This window comes from Actinomadura meridiana, assembly GCF_039537545.1.
GTDB lineage: Bacteria > Actinomycetota > Actinomycetes > Streptosporangiales > Streptosporangiaceae > Spirillospora > Spirillospora meridiana.
In genome coordinates this window covers 734,377-756,604 of sequence record NZ_BAABAS010000006.1, presented here as the reverse complement: position 1 = coordinate 756,604, position 22,228 = coordinate 734,377, and the positions used below count along the sequence as shown (strand labels likewise).

14 protein-coding genes are annotated in these 22,228 nt (G+C 73.0%); 3 read left to right on the top strand and 11 right to left on the bottom strand.

Annotation, left to right across the window (positions count from 1 at the left end; genetic code table 11):
- Nucleotides 1–26: 26 nt before the first annotated feature.
- The 9 genes from ABD808_RS16460 to ABD808_RS16420 form a co-directional block, all read right to left on the bottom strand.
- Nucleotides 27–1,763, bottom strand: a complete 1,737-nt coding sequence (locus ABD808_RS16460; RefSeq protein WP_344897134.1) for a hypothetical protein — start codon at nucleotides 1,761–1,763, stop codon at nucleotides 27–29.
- 1 nt (nucleotide 1,764) lies between these two features.
- Complete coding sequence (locus ABD808_RS16455; protein ID WP_344897131.1) at nucleotides 1,765–3,690, bottom strand: Rab family GTPase; 1,926 nt, start codon at nucleotides 3,688–3,690, stop codon at nucleotides 1,765–1,767.
- 2 nt (nucleotides 3,691–3,692) lie between these two features.
- On the bottom strand, nucleotides 3,693–4,739 hold the full coding sequence (locus ABD808_RS16450) for a protein kinase family protein (protein ID WP_344897128.1): 1,047 nt from the start codon (nucleotides 4,737–4,739) through the stop codon (nucleotides 3,693–3,695).
- Nucleotides 4,736–6,931, bottom strand: a complete 2,196-nt coding sequence (locus tag ABD808_RS16445) for a hypothetical protein (protein ID WP_344897125.1) — start codon at nucleotides 6,929–6,931, stop codon at nucleotides 4,736–4,738. The genes ABD808_RS16450 and ABD808_RS16445 overlap by 4 nt, the downstream gene beginning before the upstream one ends.
- Nucleotides 6,928–10,074, bottom strand: coding sequence for a tubulin-like doman-containing protein (locus ABD808_RS16440; RefSeq protein WP_344897123.1), 3,147 nt, complete (start codon nucleotides 10,072–10,074; stop codon nucleotides 6,928–6,930). Before ABD808_RS16440 ends, ABD808_RS16445 begins: the two co-directional genes overlap by 4 nt.
- A 29-nt stretch (nucleotides 10,075–10,103) precedes the next feature.
- The gene (locus tag ABD808_RS16435; protein WP_344897120.1) at nucleotides 10,104–12,473 is read right to left on the bottom strand and encodes a vWA domain-containing protein; all 2,370 of its coding nucleotides are present in this window, start codon (nucleotides 12,471–12,473) and stop codon (nucleotides 10,104–10,106) included.
- 326 nt (nucleotides 12,474–12,799) lie between these two features.
- Nucleotides 12,800–14,035: a tetratricopeptide repeat protein gene (locus tag ABD808_RS16430; protein ID WP_344897117.1), complete on the bottom strand. Its 1,236-nt coding sequence runs from the start codon at nucleotides 14,033–14,035 to the stop codon at nucleotides 12,800–12,802.
- A 148-nt stretch (nucleotides 14,036–14,183) separates the two neighbouring features.
- Nucleotides 14,184–14,882, bottom strand: coding sequence for a Crp/Fnr family transcriptional regulator (locus tag ABD808_RS16425; protein WP_344897114.1), 699 nt, complete (start codon nucleotides 14,880–14,882; stop codon nucleotides 14,184–14,186).
- A 119-nt stretch (nucleotides 14,883–15,001) separates the two neighbouring features.
- Entirely contained in the window at nucleotides 15,002–16,180 is a 1,179-nt protein-coding gene (locus ABD808_RS16420; protein WP_344897111.1) for a tetratricopeptide repeat protein, read from the bottom strand.
- Between the two features lie 386 nt (nucleotides 16,181–16,566).
- Here ABD808_RS16420 and ABD808_RS16415 point away from each other — a divergent pair, with 386 nt between their 5' ends.
- Complete coding sequence (locus ABD808_RS16415) at nucleotides 16,567–17,304, top strand: S1 family peptidase (protein WP_344897108.1); 738 nt, start codon at nucleotides 16,567–16,569, stop codon at nucleotides 17,302–17,304.
- A 112-nt stretch (nucleotides 17,305–17,416) separates the two neighbouring features.
- Here ABD808_RS16415 and ABD808_RS16410 read toward each other — a convergent pair whose 3' ends face one another.
- Together ABD808_RS16410 and ABD808_RS16405 are read right to left on the bottom strand one after the other, a co-directional pair.
- The gene (locus tag ABD808_RS16410; protein WP_344897105.1) at nucleotides 17,417–18,820 is read right to left on the bottom strand and encodes a DHA2 family efflux MFS transporter permease subunit; all 1,404 of its coding nucleotides are present in this window, start codon (nucleotides 18,818–18,820) and stop codon (nucleotides 17,417–17,419) included.
- A 305-nt stretch (nucleotides 18,821–19,125) separates the two neighbouring features.
- The gene (locus ABD808_RS16405; RefSeq protein WP_344897102.1) at nucleotides 19,126–20,757 is read right to left on the bottom strand and encodes a helix-turn-helix domain-containing protein; all 1,632 of its coding nucleotides are present in this window, start codon (nucleotides 20,755–20,757) and stop codon (nucleotides 19,126–19,128) included.
- A 30-nt stretch (nucleotides 20,758–20,787) separates the two neighbouring features.
- Here ABD808_RS16405 and ABD808_RS16400 point away from each other — a divergent pair, with 30 nt between their 5' ends.
- Complete coding sequence (locus ABD808_RS16400) at nucleotides 20,788–21,033, top strand: hypothetical protein (RefSeq protein WP_344897099.1); 246 nt, start codon at nucleotides 20,788–20,790, stop codon at nucleotides 21,031–21,033.
- 886 nt (nucleotides 21,034–21,919) lie between these two features.
- On the top strand, nucleotides 21,920–22,219 hold the full coding sequence (locus ABD808_RS16395; RefSeq protein ID WP_344897096.1) for an effector-associated constant component EACC1: 300 nt from the start codon (nucleotides 21,920–21,922) through the stop codon (nucleotides 22,217–22,219).
- Nucleotides 22,220–22,228 lie beyond the last annotated feature (9 nt).

Genomic DNA, 22,228 nt, shown 5'->3' with positions numbered 1-22,228 from the left:
CCTCCGGAACCACTCGACCATCGGCGTCAGGTCAGCAGCAGGTAGACGACGACCGGGAGCAGCACCAGCGACAGCCAGACGAGCGGACCGACGACCACGGCGGGCCAGGTCGCGGGCAGCCGCACCAGCGTGAGCAGCACGGCGCCCTGCGCCGCACGCGCCACCGGCTGGCGCTGCCGCAGGCAGTGGTGGGCGAGCCAGTCGGCGCGGCCGGGTTCCAGCCGCCCCGCGAGGACGGCGAGCGCGTCGGCGACCAGCGCCGAGGGCGGGCCGTTGGCGTGCCACGCCTCCAGCCGCTCCTCCAGCCTGCCCTCACCGGCCACGCAGGTGAAGAGGGCGTGGATGAGGTCGGCCATCCGCTCGGCGGGGTCGTCCAGCTCGCGCACCGGGTCGGTGAACCAGCGGTGCTGCTCCATGATCCGCAGGACGGTGGTGAAGCCGTCCGGGTCGAGCCCGCCGCCGCTCGCGGCCCGCGCGGCGATCCAGGCCACCTGGCGCCGGAAGATCCGCGGGTCACGGGTCGTCTCCAGCCGGTGGTAGAGCCCGACAAGGTACGGGTCGGCGCCGGGCGCCCCCGATTCCGGACGCGGCGCCACCGGCTCCGGGACCGGCGGGACGGTGTGGACGGGCGGTGCGGTTTCGAGGGGCGGCGCGGTCGGCCGGTGAACGCCGACCGCCGGGACGGGCTCGGCGACGGGCACGGGCGCGGCGGGCACCTGGCGCGGCGCGGGCGTCCGCCGCATCGTGACGGCGGGCGCCTGCGTGGACAGGACGCGGGCGATCTCCTCGCTGCACGCGACGGCCTCGATCCTGGCCTCCAGCGTCCGGTGCCCGCGCACCGCCCGCTCGACGAGGCTGACGCACTCCTCGCCGTCGGCCGCGTACGCCTCCGCGAGCCGGTTGGCCGCGTCCTCGAAGACGGTCTGCCGCGCGACGGGACGGCCGAGGTCGACCACCATGGGCCCCTCGCCGAGCGGCGGCCCGTCCGGGCCCCGCTCCCGGAACGTGAGCCACAGCCCCTCGCGGCCGTCACCGGAACTCAGCGGCGCCTCGCAGGTGGAGAAGCTGGGCCGCCACCCGAACAGCTCGCGGCCGTCGTCGGGGTCCCTGAGCAGCGGTTCGAGGAGCAACCGCGACGCCCACAGCAGCGGGAGCGCCCGGCTCTGCCACGCCGCTCGGCGAATCTCCTCCGGCCCGATGACCACCATCAGCGGCCGCGCGGGGGCGGCCAGCACGGCGGCGATCACCGGCGCGAGGCCCGCCGCGAGCTTGGCGGGCCGCTCCAGGGTGTGCGCCGGATTGATGTTCGCCTGCAACTTCTGCCAGGGCAGCCGGGGCAGCATGCCCCGGGCCGCCTGCCCGGGTATCGGGTCGAGCAGGCCCTGCGGATGGGACACCACGATCCGCATGGCGATCTCCGCGGTCAACAACGTGCACGGCGCCACCAAGGCGCGCGCCACCAGGTCCAGGCGGCCCTCGCCCGCGCCGTGCGCGCGCGGCGCGTCCCGGTCGTACAGGGGTCGCGCGGCCGGGTCGCGGCTGCGCAGGATGAGCGCCGCCATCCCGTCCGGCTGGGTGAGGTACACCGCGCTGGACGGCGCGTCCGCCGCCGCCGACCTGCCGCGTCCCGAGACGCCGGTGTACGGGCGCAGCAGGCCGTTCCAGCGGTCGAACTCGACGCTTCCGAACGATCTGGCGATCCCGGTGAGGTCGTCCCCGGAGTCCCAGCGGTACTCGATCTGGTCGATGGATGCCTCGGTCATCTCAGATCCCCATGTCCTGGGCTTCGGCGGAGGTCAGCAGGCCCGTCATCGCCATGAGCGAGACGAGGGGCCGCAGCACGCGCAGCGGGCGGACGCCGCGTTCGACGGCGTCGGTGCCGGTGGCGGAGACGACGTGCAGGGTCGCCCGGTCGCACTCCTGGTAGGGGCGCGTCCAGGCCTCGGCGTCCCGCTGGTGCATGTACGCGAACACGTCGGCGCTCTCCTCCAGCGTCTCGGCGGGGTCCAGGACGGCGACGTCACGGTCCAGCCAGCGCGCGATCGGGTCGTCGAACTTGAACAGGTCGGCCTTGTTCAGGACGATCGCGGCGCTGACCCGCGACAACCGTCCCGAGGACCGCAGCAGGCTCAGCACCGTGTTGAACGCGGGGTCGCCCAGGTTGCCCGGACCGAACCGGGTCGGGTCCGCGACGAAGATCAGCCCGTCGGCGATGTCGAGGAACCGCTTGGCGTCGCCGACGTCGCCGAGCTCACTGCCCGCCACGTCGAACAGCGCCATCGCCCGGGGCGTCCCGCCGCCCGACACGACGAAGGCGTCCGCGAACGCGACCTCGCCCTCGCGGGTGGGCGTCAACCAGGTCGACTCGCTGAACAGCGGACGGACCATGTCGCGCAGGAACGTCTGGTGCCGGTCCAGGTCCACCGGCAGCGCGGTGATCCCGTAGGCGCCGAGCGCGCCGCGTTCGATGGCCGCGACCATCGTGGCGGCCAGGTGCGTCTTCCCGGACGTGGTGCCGCCGATGAACCCGTACACGGCGGGCGGCCCGTACCGCCCATATCCAGCGGGCAGGTAGTGCGCGGTCGTCGTGCCGCCCGGGTTCGGGCAGCGCACGGAGGCCGTGCGCAGCATCCTGGCCCGCTGGTCGTTGTTGGTGTCGTGCGGGACGGTCAGCTCGGTGTACTGGTTGAGCCCCCGGTCGTAGGTGTAGAGGGGAAGCCTGCCCCAGTTGAGCCGTCCGAGACAGATGGGGCAGGAGACCGCCTCGCCCGTGGACGGCTCGGTGACCGACCCGGCGGGCGTGGTGGGCTTCGGGTCGGACGCCGGGGGCGTCGTGCCGGTCGGCGCGGCCCCCGTCGGCGCCGTCTCGATCAGCCGGGCGACGCGCGCCGCCATCGTGTCGAGCCGGGCCAGCTCGGCGGTGTCGCGCATCCCCCGCAGCGCGTCGGCGCCGCCCTCCTCGTACATCCCGACGAGCGCGGCGGCGGCCGCGCGGGTGGTGGGATCGGGCGTCGGGCGCAGCGCCTCCCGGCGGAACCGGACGAACACCCCGGGCGGTTCGGCGGACTGGCGCCGACCGGCGAGAGTCTCGAACGCGATCCGCCAGTGCGGCCAGTCCTGGAGCCCGGAACCGATCGTGGCGCAGATGTCGTCGAGCGCCCACAGCAGCGCCATGGCCTCGCCACCGGCCGGGGCCTCGATCGGGCCGAGCCCCGCCAGCACGCGGGACAGCAGCGTCGTGAGCGCTTCCCGCAGCCCCGCCGCTCTGGCCGGGCCGTTGAGGTCGGACCGGAACGGCGTCAGCGAGTTCGGGTTGACCATGGGCGCGCGGCCGGGAATGTCGTCGGGCGCCCACGACCAGTCGTGCACCTCCACCGCCAACCGGGTCGTGAGCACGTCGGCGGAGCCGAACAGCAGGTGCGCGGACGCGCTGTCGGCGACGCCCGGCTGGCTGCGTCTGATCAACGCGGCCTCGTCGCCGAACGCCGCGTAGAACAGGCTCGGCGCGGGGATGCCGCGGTCGCCGACCCGCAGCCACTCGTTGACGAGCCCGTCCCAGCGGCGCAGCTCGTCGGTGGACGACAGGTCGAGCGAGCTGGCCACCGGCCGGAGCCCGGGCTGGGCCGTGTCGCCGAGGCGTCCCGCCGTGCCCCAGCGGTACAGCGTCTGATGCAGCAGTGACGCGGCCACGGTCACCGCCCCAGGACGAGGACGACGGCAAGGACGACCAGCACCGCGGCACCGGCCCACAGCAGCCACGAACCGTCGCGCCGCCGCCGCTCCACGGGCGGTGGCGGCGGCGGGGCCGCCGGATCGGGCCGCGCCTCGGGGGCGGCCTGCGGCGCCGTGTGCGGATGCTTGCGGTGCCGCTGCGCGAAGAACTCGGCGCGACCCCGCGTGAACGCCGGGTCGGCGGGCAGCGGACGCGGCGGCGCGTCGGCCTCGCCGAGACGGCGCAGCAGCGCCTGCGCGTCCGGGCGGCGTTCCGGGCGGTCGATGACGCCCGCGAGCAGCGACTCCAGATCGGGCCGCGCGGCGAGCTTGGCGGTGTCGTCGAGGTCGTCGCCGGTGACGATGTGGAAGATCAGCCGACCGGCGGCCCAGATGTCGTCGGTCGGGCCGACGTCGCCGCGGTCCCAGCCCGGCGGGGTGTCCGGCCGCTGCTCGGGCGCCTGCCACGGCAGGGCGCCGGTGACGGCCCGCGGCGACCCGATCAGCGCGGCCTGCGAGAAGTCGGTGATCTGCACGTCGGCGCCGTCCCACCGGACGCTGCCGGGCCCGATGCCGCGGTGCGCGACGCCCGCCGCGCCGAGCAGCCGGACGGCGCGCAGCAGGCTGATCTGGAAGCGGCGCCGCTGGTCGGTCGGCAGGGTCCCGGCGAGGGTCCCGACCTCGACGCCGCGCAGCGGTTCCAGCAGCGCGAACGGCTCCGCGGCGTCGGCGTCGTACCCGACCAGCTGGGACACCGTCCGCGGATAGGGGCGGCCGTCGCAGAGCCGGGCCAGCCGCAGCCCGGCGAGGATCTCGGCGTCGAGCTGCCGGTATCCGGCCGCCAGCCCACCGGGCCCCCGGTCGATCGGGCGGACGCGGCGGACGACGACCGTCCGGTCGGGCAGCTCCAGATCCAGTCGCCCGGCCTCCAGCGGCGGCGCCAGGTACGGCTCGCCCGCCTCCAGCTCGACGGCCTTCGCCTCGACCCTCGCGCCGTGGACGTCGCGGTAGCTCAGCTTGATGCTCACGCCCTGCCTCCCTCGTGACCCGCCTCGTGCTCGTCCTCGGTCCACGTCCACTCGACGACCCGCGCGTGCAACGGGACGAGGCGCAGCACCCCGCAGTGCGCCGACGACGACACCGGGACGGTCTCGGGCGGGAAGGCCCCGCCGTCGGCCCGGTCGCGGGTGACGGGGCCGAACCGGACGGCGCGCGCCCCCGCCGCGGTGTCCAGCAACCCGAGGTCGCGCGGCGCGCACAGCTGCCACATCTCCCCCGCCGGGTCGTAGCCGACCTGCTCGGTGAGGAAGGCCAGGTCCTCGCCCTCGATGCGGGCGGCGGGCCGGGCGTCGGTGACGAACGGAAGCGCCTCGGCCGACAGGCCCTGTTCGACGGCGCTCTCCCACTCGTCGACGAGGTGGCCGGTCTCCTTGCGCGCGAGCCGTTCGGCCTCGCCGTCCGCCCTGGCCTGCCGGGTGGGCCGCAGCGCCTGCAACACCAGGTCGACGAGCCAGACCTGGACGGAGTCGCCGTACCCGGCCAGCGACCCGGCGGCCTCGGGGAGGACCTCGGCGTCCAGCGCGCCGCAGCGTTCCGTCAGCTCCGTGCGCACCCCGCCGAGCCCCTGCCGCATCCGGTTCAGCTCGTCGACGGTGTCGAGCCGCCGGTTCAGCCGGGACCAGCCGGTCACCGCCTGCCCGAGGAGGTGCTGCATGTCCTGGAGCGCTCGTTCGGCGAGGTCGAGCCCGGCCTCGTCGACCCAGCGGATCGCGCGGGACCGCCACGAATGGACGATCACGGCCAGCCCGCCCGCGACGGCCGCGAACACCGCCGCCGCCCACGCCCCGGCCGGCAACGCGGCGGAGTCGCCGCCGAGACCGCCCAGGATCGCGCCGCCGAGCGCGCCGATCGCGTTGACCGCCAGCGCGCGGGAGTGGTCCTCCATCCGGCCGCCGGGGCCGCGGATCACGGTCAGCACGACCAGCGCCGTCCACAGCAGCGCCATGACCAGCCCACCGGCGACGCCGATCGGGGTCAGGCCCGCCAACGCCGCGCACACCGCGCCGGGCAGCGGCGACCACGCCTGCGGCGGCGGGAACGGCCCCGGGGAGCGAAGCCGCCGCAACGTCTCGTCGGGGCAGACCTGGCCGAGGCGGCGCGGGTACCCGCCGTGCTGCTCCAGCGTGCTCGTCCACGCGCGCAGGTCCAGGTCGATGCGGGGCAGTGACGCGCCGCCCCGGAGGCTCGCGCGCACCCACGAGCGCAGCGTCTCCTGGAACCGCTCGGCCTCGAACGGCTCCGGCACCGGCGGGTGGACGCCGTGCGCGGCGATCGCGGCCCGCCGGTCCTCGGTCATCCGGTCGTCGCCGGGGACCGCCTGGAACAGCGCGGCGACCCGTTCCCGCAGCTCGGTGAAGCGTCCGCCGACGGCCTCGACGGACGCGGCGATCGGCAGCTCCCGGACGAGCGCCCGGACGCCAGGCAGCTCGGCCGCCATCTCCTGGGCGTCGTCCAGGGCGAGGTCGGCGGCGTCGACGGCGCGGCGCAGGGGACCGTCCTGGGCGAGCCGCAGCGCGACCCGTCCGGCGGGGGCGTCGTCGTCGCGCGGCGCGGGGACGGGCGAGTCGTCGGCGAGCATGCCGCGGATCGCCGCCCGCAGCACGCGCAGGAAGTCCTCCTGACCGGTGCCCGCGGCCCCGGCGATGCGCAGGCCGGGCACGGCCGCGCCGAACGGCACGTCGCCGAGCAGCTCATGGGTGCGCCGGAACACGCCGGGCAGCCGCAGCAGCTCCGACAGGCGGCCGAGGCCGTCGCCGTCGCGGGCGTCGCGGCGCCGGGCGCGGGCACCGGGCCGCAGCGGCCAGTCCACCCCGATCTCCTCGATCGCCCACAGGGTTCGCCGCTGGATGTTGCCGGGCAGCCGCAGACCGCTGCCCGGCCCTCCGCCGCCGGGGGCCCCGCCGCCCGGCCCCGCGCCGTCCGTGTCGCCGGCGCCCGCGCCGTCCGGTTGGCGTCCGACGACCAGGCACAGCATCTGCGTCACCTGGTGCGACCCGTCCAGCGCCTCGAACGCGGCGCGATGCCGCACGACGGCCGTGGCGGTGTCCTCGACCAGGAGCATGCCGAGGTCCTGGGAGGTGTGCAGCAGCTCCTCGACGCGGGTGGCGGCCTCACCGGCGTCGCAGTCCTTGAGGTCGAGCCGGACGACACGGGTGCTCACCGGCCCTCCCCTGGCTGGTCCATGGCGGGCCGCTCCAGGGCGCGCAGGTTGGCGCGCACCGCTGACACGTCGGTGAACTCGGCGTCCAGCGCGGCCGGATAGGTGCGGGCCCAGAAGTCGCGCAGCTGTTTCGCGCGGGCACGGCTGGAGGAATGCAGTTCTTCGAGCATCTCGTCGAGCCGCCGCACCTGGCCCTCCGCCATGTCGCGCAGCACCAGGTACAGGTCGCCGGGCGGCTTCGGCATGCTGCCGACGCCGTCGGGCGCCTCCTGCATGAGCTGCGAGCAGAAGTCACGGCGGATGCCCGCGTTGTCGGCGAACGTCCACAGCTCGTAGGACTGGAGCAGGCTTCCCCAGGACGACGCGTGCTCCAGCGGCGTCAACTCCAGCGTCATCGACACACCGCCCGCGAGCTGGACCGACACGCTGATCGGCGACGCCGGGTCACCGTCCACCGTCGCCTTGCCGTTCCACATCGCGCACAGCATCCTGTGGAGGATCTGAACGCGGTGTTCCTCGTGGGTGGCGAGGTAGCCGAAGTCGTAGCCGAGCCGCTGCCGCCATTTGAGGTAGTCCTGCCGCTGCGGCCGGTCGATCGCGTCGGCCCAGGTGCGCAGGACGTCCCGGACCTCGCGGACGTCGGTGATGCCCATGGACGACCGGAAGAGCACGACGGCGATCGACTCGGCGGTCGTGTGGGTGAAGTCGTAGACCATGTCGGGCCCGGCGGGCAGGTTGACGGCCTCCCGCAGGTACTGCTCGATCCCCGGGTCGTCCGCGCCCGCCGGGTAGGACACCAGGACCTTCAACCGGCCGGTGCCCTGCGGGCTGAAGTTCGCCGGGACGAGCCCCGCGAGCTTGCTGCGGAACTCCTCCAGCTCCGCCTCGCCGAACTCGGCGGGCGCCTGCCCGGCGGCCTGCGCGACCAGGTCGTGCAGTGTCGGCAGCAGCGGCACCCGGCCCTGCTCGGCCATCCGGAAGTACGTCTTGACCTCGGCCTTCACCCGTTCGCGCAGCTCGGCCACGGCCGCCTCGGGGGTGGCCTCCCACGCCGTCCGGTACGCCTCCCGCCAGGCGTCCGCGCCGAGCAGGACGCCGAGCAGGTCGGCCCCGGACGCGCTCGGCTGCAACTGCCCCTTACCGACCAGGTCGTCGGTGATCCGCCGGACGACCCGGGCGTAGAACTGCTCCAGGTCGCCGCCCGGCGGAAGGAGATAGGACACGCCGACGCGGGCCTTGGACAGGTCGGCGGCCCGGTCGCGGAACCGTTCACGGTCCTGCCCGGCGTGGTCGGCCAGCGCCCGGGTCATCGCGCGCAGGATCGCCTCCACCTGGTCCATCGGCTTGCGCCAGCGCGGCGCGAGCTGCGACCACGGCTCGGTCCAGGCGACGTTGGTCCGCCACCGGTACCACTGGTCCTGGCGCTGGCGGGCGTCGACCGGATCCGGGTCGGCCCACTTCACCTTGACCATGCCGAGGCTCCGGTCGCGCAGCGCGGGCAGCGGCGGCGGGTTCGGCCCGAGTCCCTCGGGCGCGGGCGGCTCGACGCGGCGGCGCTGCATCAGCCCGACCGCGCCGCCGCGCTCCACCTCGTCGGCCGACTCGGGGTTGCCGAACAGCGCCCGCGCCAGCCGGAACGGGTCGACGCCCGCGAGCATCCGGGGCACGGCGTCGCGCGGATCGAACGCGTTCACCCGGTCGGGGATGTCGCGGTCGAGCCGGGCGCGCAGCCGGGTCAGCGCCACCCGCATCGCCTCGGCCCGGTCGTTGAGCGCCGTCGTGACGTCCTTGGCCCCGGTGACCGGGTCGGGTTCGGCGTGGTCCTGCGCCGGGCGGGTGAAGATCTCGGCGATGTTCGCGACGGCGAAGAACTCCTGGATCAGCGTCCGGTTCGTCTCCACTCCGGGCAGCGGGCCGCGCAGGTCGTCGACCCCGGTGCGCAGCAGTCGTCCGGCGACCAGGTCGGCCAGTTCGTCCACCGGCACCGTCAGGGACGCCACCAGCGCGGTGGACGCGCCCCGGTTGCCGATGCCGTTCTCGGCCGGGATCTGCCGGTCGACGCTGGCGTTGATGAAACTGTCGGCGAACGACTGGTGCTGCTCGCCGTCCGACCTGGTCCGCTGGTCGAGTTCGGTGCCGAGCAGCGACAGCATCAGCGACACCACCGACCGCCGCAGGTCGCCCGGCTCGGCGCCCACCGGACGGCAGAACAGGAACGCCGTCTGCGCGGTGCCCGGCCGCAGCGCGATGCGGCCGTCCACCGGGTAGTGGACGGCCACCTCGTCGGGGTCGATGTCGGCGCGGGCCGTGTATCCGCGCAGGTCCCGCTGCGCGTCGCCGCCGTTCTGGTGGTCGACGAGCCGGAACAGGTCCAGCAGGGCGCGGCCCGCGTTCAACTGCGCGGGACGGCCGCCGCCCAGGCCGTCGACGAACGCCGACGGCATCAGCACCAGCGGGTAGATCTTGGGCCGCAGGTTCGTGCGGTCGAACAGCTCACCGATCAGGTGCAGGTAGTCGTAGAAGATTCCGGCGCCCGTCCCGCCCGCGACCGAGAACGCGACGAACACGTCCACCGCGTTCTTGTTGCTGGACTTGCCGCCGAGCTTGTACAGGTCACTGGCGGCCTGCGGGCCGGACAGACCACCGATCGCGGCGTTCAGGTCGGTGGTCGCCGGGCCGGTGCCGCCACGGAACGTCTCGAACAGCGCCGCCCTGCCGATCGTCGGCAGCTGGCCCGCGCCGCGTTGCAGCGGCGTCACCCTCGGCTCGCCGGGGTCGGGCGGCAGCCACGGCTCCACCTCCCGCCCGACGTTCACCCGCAGGTTGCGCGCCACCTCCGGGTAGGTGTCGACCAGCGGCACCAGTCCACGGACGTAGTGCGCGGTCCGCTGGGCGGCGGTCACGTGCTGCGGGCCGGGCACGACGCTGGTCGGCAACCGGTCCAGGTCGGCCTGGTTGACGTCGGCGTACACGAACTGGAGGCAGCCCGGCAGCTGGTAGGGCAGCGCGTCCTCGCGGAGACGCTGGAACGCGGTGCCGTCGGGGCCGCAGATCTCCTCCCTGAGCCGACGCTCCAGCTCCGCGCCGATCAGACAGCCCGTGCCACCGAGCCCCACGAACAGGACCGGCTGGTAAAGCTTCATGACTGGGGGGACCTCTTTCTGACCGGCCGCTAGAGCCAGGGGTCGTTGTAGGTCGACGATGTGGAGGTGGTGGACGGTTCCGCCTGGCCCGTACCGGAACCGGGGTCGTCCGGACGGCCGCCGGAGGTGCCGAGGTCGTCGGGCCGGTCGGTGGACGTCGCGTCGGCCCTGGTCCTGGCCCTGTCCCCGGCGCGGTCCCCGGTTCGGCGGGGACGCACGGAGCGGCGCCGGGTCACGTCGGTGAAGGCCAGCATCAGGCCGGTCTCCTCGTACGGCTCGCCCCCGGTGCCGATCTCGATCTCGTAGCGCGGGCCGTCCGGGATCTGCACCACGACCTTGCCCGGCGCGCCACGCCGGGCCCGGACGGGCCGGTCACCGGGGTGCGGGTAGTCGAGCCCGGGATCGCGGCCGTCGGAGGAGTCGTGGACGACGAACCGGAACTCCGGCGCCCACTTGCCCGGCGCCTTCAGGACGGTGAGCTCCTCGCCGTCCTGCCGCAACGAGGCCCGCAGGCCGCGCACGTCGACGCGGGCACGACGGGCACGGCGCCGCAGGTAGGCCAGGAACGCGACCAGGAGCAGCAGGAGCAGCACGCCCGCGATCTCGTGCCAGTGCCGCTGCAACCAGCCGGGCGGATTCTTGACCGTGACAGTGAGCTGGTTGACGGCGTACGTCTTGGACGGGTCGGCGGCGTCAACGACCTTCACGGTGAGCGACGTGCCGCCGAGACCGGCGTCCGGGGGGAACCGCACGGTGAACGGATGCGTCGTGGTGCCCGACCCGATCGCCAGGTCGGTGGCACCGGCGAGCGTGGCGCGCGCCCTCCCCGAACCCTCCAGGACCAGCCGGCCGCGGGCGGGCGCGGCCTTGTTCTCCATCGTGACCTTGCCCCGGACCTCGCCGCCCGGGTGCACGACCGCGCCGGACGAGAACGCCACGCGGCCCTGGACGGGCAGCCCCTCGGCGGTGACCGCGACGGTCACCGGGACCTTCTCGGCGCGGACGCCGTAGCCGCTGACGACCCCGGTGAACGTGAGGTCGCCGGGGCGCGGCGGCGCGTCGAACGTCCCGGCGTACCGGCCGTCCCCGGCCCGGTCGTCGGGGGCCCTGCCGTCGTCGCGGACGACGATGCTGTTCGCCGCGCCGAGGGACGGGCCCTGGGCCTGGACGGTGAACGTCAGTCCGGACAGGGCCTTGGCGTCGGTGATCGCGCCCCGGCGGGTGACCAGCGAGAGCCGCACGGTGAGCGGCTGGCCGACGCGGGCGCTCGGCGGATCGACGACCAGGGAGGAGCTCACCGCGCCCTGCCAGATCGCGGTGGCGCTGACGAGCTGCTTGGACAGCCTGTCCGGGGCGGTGAGCTTGACCTTCCAGTCGCCGTTCTTCGGGTTGACGATGCTCAGCTTCTCGACCGTCGCGTTCTCACCGGCGCGTTCGAACTCGCTGTCGCCGATCTTCCCGTCGGCGGGCACGGTCTTGCCGTCCGGGTCAAGGAAGTCGACCCGGACCCGGGGGTCGCCCTTCGCGACGGTGATGGTGCCGTCGGTCGCGATGATCGGGATGTTGATCTTCAGTTCGCGGGTCTCGCCCGCGCCGAGCGTCGTCTCGCCACCGCGGCTGCGGCCCGTGCATCCGGCGGCGGCGAACGCCTCGGTGAGCGAGTCGAGCACGTCGCCCGAGTCGTGGACGACCCTCGCCCGCGGCTTGGAGGCGGACCGTTCGTCGCACCCGCCCTGCGAGCCGCCCGCCGCGAACCGGTCCAGCGCGGCCCGGTCGATCTGGTCGCCGAAGCCGAGCGGCCACACCTGCGTGCCGTTCGTGCGCGCGAGCGCGAGCTGCGTGTCCACCTGCTTTAGCGCCTCCCCATTACGGTCGCTTTCGATCCGTCCGTAAATAGGGCTGGCGTGGACGTCGAGCCGCCCGTCCGTGAGCAGGAAGATCATTTTTAGGGCGCCCTGCGGCCCGCCGTTGCTCAGGGCGCTCATCGCCTGGGCCAACGCGGCGGCATGGTCGGTGTCGGCGCCCTCGGAGTCGTCACGGTGATGCAGTTTCCGGACGCAGGCGCCGATGGCGTCGGCTTTCACGGAACTGTCCAGGACGAGGGGCGGACACGCCGCGGTGATCGCGTTCTGCCCGGTCTTGTTCTGGCTGCCGAATCCGTAGATCGAGACCCGGCTGCGGGAATTCAGGCCGCTGAACGCGATGGTCGTGGCGGCTTTGATCTCTTCCCGGACGTCGGCCTCCGTCAGGCTTCCCGACTCGTCCACCAGGATGGACACGTCGGTCAGCGTCGGTTCGGGCGCGAACGACTTCGCGTTCACAATGGCGCCCGTCGCGCTGTTCGGCGTCGCCTTCGACCTTATGCTCGGCGCGGCGTTCACCGCCACCGATGGCCACATTGGGACGACCATGATCGCCAGCGCCAAGGCGATCATTACCACCGGGCGCGCGAATGAACGGCCTGTTCTTCGCATCATTCTCCCGACCCCCTGCATAAGGTCACCCCCACTCCCCCGACTATCCCGATGATTACCCCACTGTTACATCAGAGTGGGTCTCGGTTATCCGACTGTTACCAATTCGCCCCATGGCATCCATCCCTGAGATCACACAGGACCCGATGTCCAAATTGCTCCACTTATGGATGGCATCGACCCGTTCAGTGGGGAACGTCGGTGCGCCCCACCGGAACGCGCAATTAAGATCGTTCTCCGAATTTCCGGATCTAGCCGGCGGTATCGTCCTCCGGGTCGTCGAGCACGGGGAGGGCCGCCAACTCCCGCAGGAACCCGTCGAGCAGCCGGTCGGCCGTCACGGCGTCCGTCCCGCGCGGTTCCTTGCGGACCAGGCGCAGCCCCTCCACCAGCAGCGTCTGCGCCGTCGCGTACCGTCCGGCCCGGCGCTCCAGCCCGCCGAGTTCCAGGTATGCCTCGACCGACGAGGGCTGGTGCTCCAGCAGGAACATCCAGGTCTGCCGCGCCTCCTGCTCGGCGCCGAGCGCGGCGTGGCACCGGCCGAGCAGCAGCAGCGTCGACGCCCCCGCGGACGACACCGGATCGCAGCCCAGGCCGAGCAACTCCTCCAAGTCGAGCCGCGCTCGCCCGTACTCGCCGAGCCGCATCAGCGTCTCCGCGCGCACGGTCAGCAGCGCCGCCCACTCCTCGCGGCCGTCCGGGGAGACCTCGTCCAGCCGGTGCATCGCGTCCAGCGGTCGTGCCTCGGCGAGCAGCGCCCGCGCCTCCGCCACGCGGCCGGACGGCGCGGCGCCCGCCCCGGCCGGATCGGCGTCTCCGACCGCGCCGGTCGCCCCATCGGCCCGCGCCGCGGCCCGCGCGGCGTCCGATGCTCCCGTTGAACCGGACGACGGCGGCACCGCCGGACCACCGACGCGGTCGGAGACATAGAGCCAGGCGTCCATCGAGAATCCCTTGCCGGGAAGGGAACTGCGGACCTTCCAGAAATCCTCAGCGCGCAGCGACCGAAACCCGTTGCGGACAACGTCGTGGAAGAGATGGTCGGAGACGACCACCGCGAGTTGCGCCCGGGGGAAGTCGACCAGCGCGGCCCGCACCGGCGGGCCGTCCAGCAGCCGGAAGCAGTCGATCACGGCGGTGCCGCTGAACCCGGCCGGGCCCGGCGTGACGAGGCCGCTGGTCAGCGCGAGCCGCAGCCGGATCCGCGCGCCGTCGGCCAGCAGCCGGTTCTCCTGCCAGAGCGCGACCTCCAGCTCCGCGATCAGGGCCGGGATGACCACGCTCTCGTCGATGTCGCTCGGCGGCATGATCAGCACGCCGTCGCCGCTGCTCTGCACGACCTCCTCGGGCACCCCGGCCTCCCGGCACGCCGCCAGGGCCACCGTGACCAGCGCCTGTTGCGCGCGGATCTGCTCCGGGACGAGCCGCCTGCTCCACCCCTCGATGTCCATTCCCGCGCACAGCGAACGGCGCGACCGGGCATCCATGCGACCCCCCTTCCGGCCCGTTCTCCGGGGCTCGGCATGAAGTCTCGCGGCCCGGACGGCGCCGCAACCCGCACCAGTACGGGCAAGGCGGGATTCGGCCGGGATTAATCACGCGACGGGAATCGGGGACCTCGGGCGCGGAGGGTCCTCAGCCGGACAGCTCCGGGGGCACCGGCATGTCGGCGAGTCGGGCGAGCGCCGGGACGTCCCGCAGCACCACCCAGCCCCGGCCGCACTCGACCAGCTCGCGCATCGCCGGGCCCTTCAGGGCCTTCTGCACGGTGCCCTCCTGCGCGCCGATGAGCATCGCGAGCTGCCGCTGCCTGAGCTTGACGACGGGACGGCCGTTCTCCCTGTCCGGTGAACGGCGCGCCTGGTACAGCAGCGCGCGGGCGAGCCGCGCGTCGACGTCGTACCCGGCGGCGTCGGCGCGGTACGTGTTGGCCTGCGTGAGCCGGTCGCCGGTCATGCGGTTGAGCGCGAACAGCACCTCGGGAAGCTCGGCGAGGCAGCGCAGGAAGTCCCGCGCGGGGATGATGGAGACGACGCACCGGTCCAACGCGGTCACCGTCGCGCTGCGCGCCTCCTGGTTGAGCACGGCCATCTCGCCGACGAGGTCGCCCGCGTGCCGGATGCTGAGCAGCGACAACGAACCGTTCTCCACGACCCTGGTCACGTCGACCCGGCCGTCGATCAGCACGAACACGGCCGTGCCCGGCTCGCCCTGGTGCATGAGCGGCTCGCCCGGGCGCAGGGTCCTGGTCCGGCCGAGCCGCAGCATCGTCCGCTGGGCGGACGGGGTCAGCCGTCCGAGATAGGAAAGCTCATGCCAGCCGGAGCTCGTCACAGACGTCTCCTTCGCGCACGCGCGTCTCGCCGCATCGACCCCCCAGGGCCGGACATCGCCTGAACGGGGACCAAGTATCGCAGGACCACCATGGCCGAACCGGGTCACATGACACATATCTATGCCCGTTCCGGCCATGTCCTTTCCGGGCCACGGGCGAGCGCGGCGGACAGCAGCCTCCGCGCGCCCGCCTGGTCCCCGCGCCGGAGGGCGTCGACCGCCAGCGTCCGCAGCGGCGCGGCGCCCCCGGGGTGGACGTCGACCGCCGCGTTCACCAGCCGGTCGCCCGCGCGCTGATCGCCCCGCCGGTACGCGCGCGCGGCCAGCGCCAGCAGCAGGTCGTGTTCGAGTCGTTCCGGCTCCGCCGCCAGATCGGGTCCCGCGCGGACGACGCGCAGGCCGTCCTCCAGATAGGCGCGTGCCACGTCGTCCGGCTCGGCCAGGTCCAGCAGCGGGTACGCGCCCGGCGTCAGCGGGTGGCGCCGCAGCAGGTAGCGCCACGTCTCGACCGCGTGCCGCCGCTCGCCGAGCCGCAGATGGCATTCGCCGAGCGCGAGCAGGGGTTCCGGTCCGGGGCGGACGCGCAGGATCCGCCGCAGCAGTTCCGCCGCCGAGCCGTGCTCCCCGGCGCGCATCTGCGTCCGGACCCGGCGCCATAACGTCGTCACCGGCACCTCCGTCCCCGCCTCGCTCTCAGGCTGCGCGTCGGGGGCCGCGTCCGGGTCTGGGTCCGTGTCCGGGTCTGGGTCCGTGTCCGTGGGGGTGCCCGCCCGCCAGAGCCAGAATCCCGGCCCGAACGCGTCGCCCGTGATCCGCTGGAACTTCGGCGCGGACGACGCGAACGCCCTCGTCACATGCCAGTGCAGCAGGTCACCCAGCAGGACGGCCGACGGCGCCTCGGCCTCGTGCCCGCGCGTCCGTTCCATCAGCCGGATGGATTCGGCGACGGCCTCGGCGTTCGACAGCGCGCCCGCGCCCGAGCCGCCCGTGACACCGATTCGTGTTCCGCTTCGTCCCGCCCATGCCGGGCCGTCTCCTCGCTCCGAGGGTTCGGTGTCGTGGCGGCGCAGGGCGTCCACCAGCGCCACCGCCGTATCGACGGGCTCGGCGCGGAGCACGAGCACGAGCGTCTCGGCCGTCGCGAACACCGCCTCGACCTCGCCGCCCCCGGACCGCCGCACGCTCTCGACCGACTCCACGCGCGCCCGGATCCGTTCCGGCGTGGTCAGCCGCCGCCACCCTCCGATGCTGAATCCGACGCAGGTGATCCGCGCGTCCCCGTCCCATCCCGAGTCCAATCCCGACCTCCAGGTTCGGTGCCGCCACGCTCACCCTCTCCCGCCGCGCGTCCACCCACCCCGTCACAATGCGGGTTGGCGCGACCTCGGACATGTAGTCGGGCCCGGACCCGTTTCACAGCCTTCGGGCGGGTTGAAAAAGTGGGCTTCAGTTCAGTCACGCGGCGCGGAACTCGAAGGCGCGCAGGTCGCCCCATCCAAGGTTGTCGAACGCGTTCTATCCGGGATTGGAGCCAAGATCCGGATGTGGTGCATTCCGCATCGGTAGTCAATAGTCGGGGAGCACGGGGCCGGTGTGACGACATTGCCGTGGCACCGGCCGGGGACCGGCAGGGCCAGGCGGTCACCCCGTTTCTTCTCCCACCCCGTGAAAGGACCCCCCGCTCATGAGGAAGCGCACACTGTGGGCAGCGATGCCGCTCGCCGTGCTGACACTGTCCGGCACGTCGGTCGCGGCGGCGGCGACCGAACCGGCACCACCGCCCAGGACCACCATCGTCGGTGGCGTGAACGCGACGGAGGCCTACTCGTTCATGGCGTCGCTCCAGGAGGGGGGCTCGCACACGTGCGGCGGCTCCCTCGTGGCGCCCCAATGGGTCATCACCGCGACGCACTGCGGCCAGCCCGAACAGGTCAGGATCGGAACGAAGACGCACAAGTCGGGTGGTGAGGTCATCAAGGTGGACAGCGCCCAGGTGGTGGGCGGCGACCTGTCCATCCTGCACCTGTCCAGCGCGTCGAAGAGCAAGCCCATCGCCGTCGCCAAGTCCGCGCCCGTCGGGTCGGCCATCCGGCTGCTCGGCTGGGGCCAAACCTGCCCGACGCCCGGCTGCGGTGGCCTGGCCGACCAGCTCCAGCAGCTCGACACGAGCATCATCGCGGACGCCAAGTGCGACGGGATCACCGCGTCGACCGAGATCTGCACCGGCGGCGAACAGGGCAAGGGCGCCTGCTACGGCGACTCCGGCGGCCCGGCAGTGATCGGCGGACCCGGCTCCTGGGAACTGGTCGGCGCGACCAGCCGCGGCGGTCAGAACTGCGCGGCGGGACCCGCCATCTACAGCGACACCTCGGCCTACCGCGACAAGATCACCCAGATCATCGGCGGCGCCGCGACGCGCTGACCGTCCGATGAGCGTGCCCTCCGCCGGAGCGCGGTGCCCGGCGGGGGGCGCCCCAGGCCCTGTCCCACCCAAGACGCGACCTGGGGGCGTCCGTTCCTTCCGGCAGGCGCCCTCAGGTTCGCTTACCCGGCCTCGGCAGGAACGGGACGAGCGCCGTCCCGGCGGTGGTGATGACTGAGGCGACGACGAAGGCGGTCGAGTAGCCGTCCACGAGGTCGGTGCCGGAACGGGCCGCGGCCGTGCCGAGAACGGTGAGGCCGATGGCCCCGCCGATGGTGCGGGACGTGTTCACGACCCCCGCCACGGCACCCGCCTCCGACGCGGGCGCGCCCGCCGTCGACGCCTCCACCAGCGGTGTCATCAGCAGCCCGAAGCCGAGCGCCATGGTCGCGCCGGGGCCGAGAACGGAGCCGAGGAACGTCCCGTCCGGGTCCAGCACGACGCTCTGCCAGGCGAACCCGGCGGCGGCGAGCAGCCCGCCCGCACCGGCGAGCAGCCGCGCGTCCACGCGCGCCATCAGCGTGGGCGCCAGCCGGGATCCGATGATGATCCCGGCCGTGTGCGGCAGGAACGACAAGCCGGTGCGGACGGCGCTGTAATGCAGGACGTTCTGCATGTAGAGCGACAGGAAGTACCAGAGCGCGAACCCCGCCATCATGGTCACGACGGTGGTGAGGTTCCCGATCGCGACGCTGCGCAGCCGGAACAGCCCCAGCCGGACGAGCGGCTGCGCGGTCCGCGCCTCCACCGCGACGAACGCGGCCAGCAGCACAAGCCCCGCCGCGATCGGGCCGAGCGCCGACCAGCCGTGCTCCTCGATCCGTCCGATGCCGAACGCGAGCAGCCCCACCCCGGCCGTGACGAGCACCGCCCCCGGCAGGTCCAGCCGCTGCCGCCCGGTGGCGCCCCGCTCGTTATGCAGCCACGTGAACGCGATGAACGCCACGACCGCACCGACGGGCACGTTGATAAGGAACACCCAGCGCCAGCTCAGATAGTCGGTGAGCAGCCCGCCGACCAGGCCGCCCGTCGCGCCGCCCGCGGTGCCGACGGCCGTCCACATGGCGATCGCCCTCGTGCGCGCGGGCCCGTCCGGGAACGTGGCGGTCACCAGCGACAACGTGACGGGCGCCAGGATCGCGGCGCCGAGCCCCTGCACGGCGCGGGCGGCGATCAGCATGCCGCCGTCCTGCGCGAACCCGCCCGCGAGGCTCGCCACGGTGAACAGTCCGAGCCCGCCGAGGAAGACGCGCTTGCGTCCGAACAGGTCGGCGGCCCGCCCGCCGAGCAGCAGGAACCCGGCGAACGACACCGAGTAGGCGTTCACGACCCACTGCAACCCGGTCGCGCCAAGCCCCAGCCCGGTCCGCATCTCGGGAAGGGCGACGTTGACGACGGAGATGTCCAGAACAACGAGAAACTGCCCGATCGACGCTGCCAGCAGCGCCGCCCAGCCTGGCGTCGACGGGCGGTCCACCGCCTTCCCGGCGACATCGGAGCCTTGGATCGTGGTCATGCCCCCCAGGCTGCCCGCCCCGCCCGTCCCGCCGCGTCGGCCACGGGACCCAGACCGTAAGGTCCCATCGGCTTAGGACTCGTGGCGGGCTCTCAGCGCATCCGCTCGAACGCGGCGTAGGTCGCGGCCCCGTACACCAGGTGCGGCACCACGTCCGACACCCAACTCGACGCCGACCACTCCCACGGATCGATACGTGGTCGCGTTGAGCGCGCTCGTCCCCGCCGCCCCCGCGATCAACCCATTGATGAAAGTACGCATACCGGCGCCCTTACCCCTGTACCGGGCCGCTTCACAGGGCCCGGTCACAGCTCCTTCAGGAAACGCGTGAGGTACCCCACGGTCAGCTCGGGTTCCGCGGCGGCCGCGGTCAGCGCGGTCATGGCCCGACCATAGATCTCGACCTCCGCCGGTTTGTCGAGGTAGAGGGCGCTGGTGAGCTGCTCCAGGTAGACGACGTCGGACAGGCCGGGGTCGGCGAAACGCAGAATCGTGAACGGGCCGCCCTCCGCCGCGTGCCTGCCCGCCCCGAACGGCATGATCTGCAATGTCACGTGCGGCAGCTCCGACATTTCGATGAGGTGCCTGATCTGAGCCCGCATCACTTCGCGATTGCCGACCGGACGGTACACGACCGCCTCGTCCAGGACGGCCCACAGCTCCGGCGCCCCGGGAGAGGTGAACCGCTCCCACCGCTTGGCACGGATCTCGTCCAGCCGCTCGACCTCCCCCTCCGAGGCCGAGAGGCGGCTGCGCCGGACGACCGCGCGGGCGTAGCCCTCGGTTTGCAGCAACTCGGGGACGAGCCGCAGCTCGAAGGAACGCACCACCGAGGCGGCCTCCTCCAGCCCCAGGTACGTCTCGAACCAGCTCGGCACGAGGTCGCCGTACCGATGCCACCAACCGGGGCCGTTGGTCTCCCTGGCGAGGCGCAGCAACGACACCCGCTCGTCGAAATCGGCCACACGATAGAGCGTGAGCAGGTCATCGACGTCCCGCTCCTTGAAACCGACCCGTCCCAGCTCCATCCTGCTGACCTTCGAGGCGGAGGAGCGGATCACATAACCCGCGTCCTCGACGGAGATCCCGCAGTCCTCGCGCAACCGGCGCAGCCGCGCGCCGAGCAGGATCCGCAGGACGGTCGGCCCGGCGCGCCGACCGTGCTCCAACGCCCGGACGGACGAGGGCCCGTCCGCGCTCACCTCGTACCCGGCGGGCGCGAACCGGACGGTCCCCCAGGTCGCCGCCGCCGTCTCCCCCACCGCGGGCGGCGCCGAGAGCATCGAGACGCCGTCCTCGGGGGGGCGCGCCAGCCGGTGGCAGGCGGCGGCCCAGTTCCGCAGATCGGACGACGTGCCCCCGCACAGCTCCACGATCCGCAGCACCACCTGGACGCGGGGCGGACGTTCGCCACGCAGGATCTCGGAAACGGTCGTACGCGCCAGCTCCGCGACCGGCCCCGTGCTCGTCTCGCTTCGGGAACGCTCGACGAGCTGTCTCAGGCTGAGCCCGGCCCGGGAACGCAGCTCGTCGAGCATCTCCACCAGCTCGTGCGACGTTCTGGCGCGCGTGGGGTCGACCTGGGCTGCCCTGACGGCGGGCGTACGCGGCGAGGCGTAGGGCGTCCGGCGCGGCGGTGACCGCTCCCCGTTCTTGTCACCGCCCCCCCGTCTGAGGACGTCCGCCGCCTCGCGCCACCGCCGCTCCCATTCCCGCAGGTCGCCGCCGCAGGCGAGGACGTACGCACGGGTCACCTCCCAGCTGGGGAAGCGCTGCCCCGAGGCGGCCTCGGCCAAGGTCGTGTAGCCGTAGAACGAGCGGGTGGCCATCGCGCGGTAGCTGATGCCGCCCGCGTCGGCGCGAAGCCGGCGCAACGCCACCGCGAACGCGGCGACGGGCCCCGCCGTGGGGTCCAGAGGATTCTCTGGTCGTGGCATCGGCCCGCCCCGTCACAAGAGTCTCCGCCGATGGCCCTCGGGACTTACGAGATAGCCGGTGGAGGGAGCGGACGCCGAACGCGGGTCCCGTCGCGGACACCCCCGAACAGGACGGCGGGCCCGGCCGCCGCGACCGACGCGGTGCGCGCCGCGACGCGGGCGGTTCTGGTGAAGGACGATCCCGCCCAGCGCGACGATCTCCGCGGCCACGATCAGGAGCACGATGATCAGCGGCCGGGATCGGAGCCACGCCTGACCGGGGCGGCGGGGGACTGACGAATACATCGACGCATCTCTCTTCTCGGGACTGGTTCGTTCGATGGCTCGGGCGGTGGTGTGGCGAGGAACAGGGTCGCTACGACCCACCCGGTTGCCGCCGAGGGGATCGTCCTATTCCCGCCTTATGCATCATCGTGGCGGACGGCGGATGGAATCGGGAGGCGTTCGGCGCCACGTGTTGTTCGGAGTCTCACCAGGCAGGGGCCTATAGCCGCGAAAACCTGGCCCCGTCAAGGCTTGGTTGTTCGGAAGTTCGTCCGGATGAACAAGCAGACGTTCATGCAGAGCATGAACAACGCCGGGCCAGCGAGAAATCGGAACAACGAAAACGGTCAGACGTCGCGCGTTTCCGCAGGTCAGCCGCGCAACTCTCGATCCCGCGCCCAACCTGTCAAGCCTGCTCGACAGGAGGGTTGCCGGACAACGCCTTCGCGGGCTTACCTAGAGAGGTCGTCCGAAGCGCCGTAACCGCCGTCTTCTCGACCGGACGACCCGATCGACGCATCCGTCTGATGGCTCGGGCGGAACCGATTGGCACGAGGGGCCTTCCGTTGCCGCGGGAGGCCCCTCTTCACTGCGCGCCACGGGCGCGTCCAGCCGAGCCGGCCCCGGACCCGGCAGAGATCGCGCCCCGCTTCCGCGCTCACGCCGCACCGCCAGGAATCCGAGTAAAGCGGTCAATTGCCGCGAGTCAGACATTCAGAAATGACGCCATGCGTCGATTCTTCGGCGGATAGCCTCGGGTCTCCAAGGCCCCGGTTTCCCTCAAGAGGAAATATCGATGACAGCTCCCGGCCGCGCGAGTGACGACGAGACGAGTCAGCTCACCCTGACGTCTCCCGACCACGCCAATAAGATCATTGTTCACTTTTCCGTCACCGACATGGCCGATCTCTGTCGGCACCTGAGCGCGCACGGCTTCGTCGTCGACGACCAGGCGGAGAACGCGCGCTCCGTCCTGACGGAAACCATCATCGCGACGGCGTCCAACCCGGGCGCCTGGACGGCGCTGGGCGCCACCATCGTCGCCTACCTGCGACGGGACCGCGGAAAGGCGGCCCGTATCAGGGTCGACGACAGCTCGTTCTCCATCCACGGCTACTCCGCCCGCGAGGCAGAGCGGCTCGCGGCGGAGCTGACCGAACTGATCCGGGCGCACGAAGAGCCCGACGACGTCCGTTAAGGGAGGGAC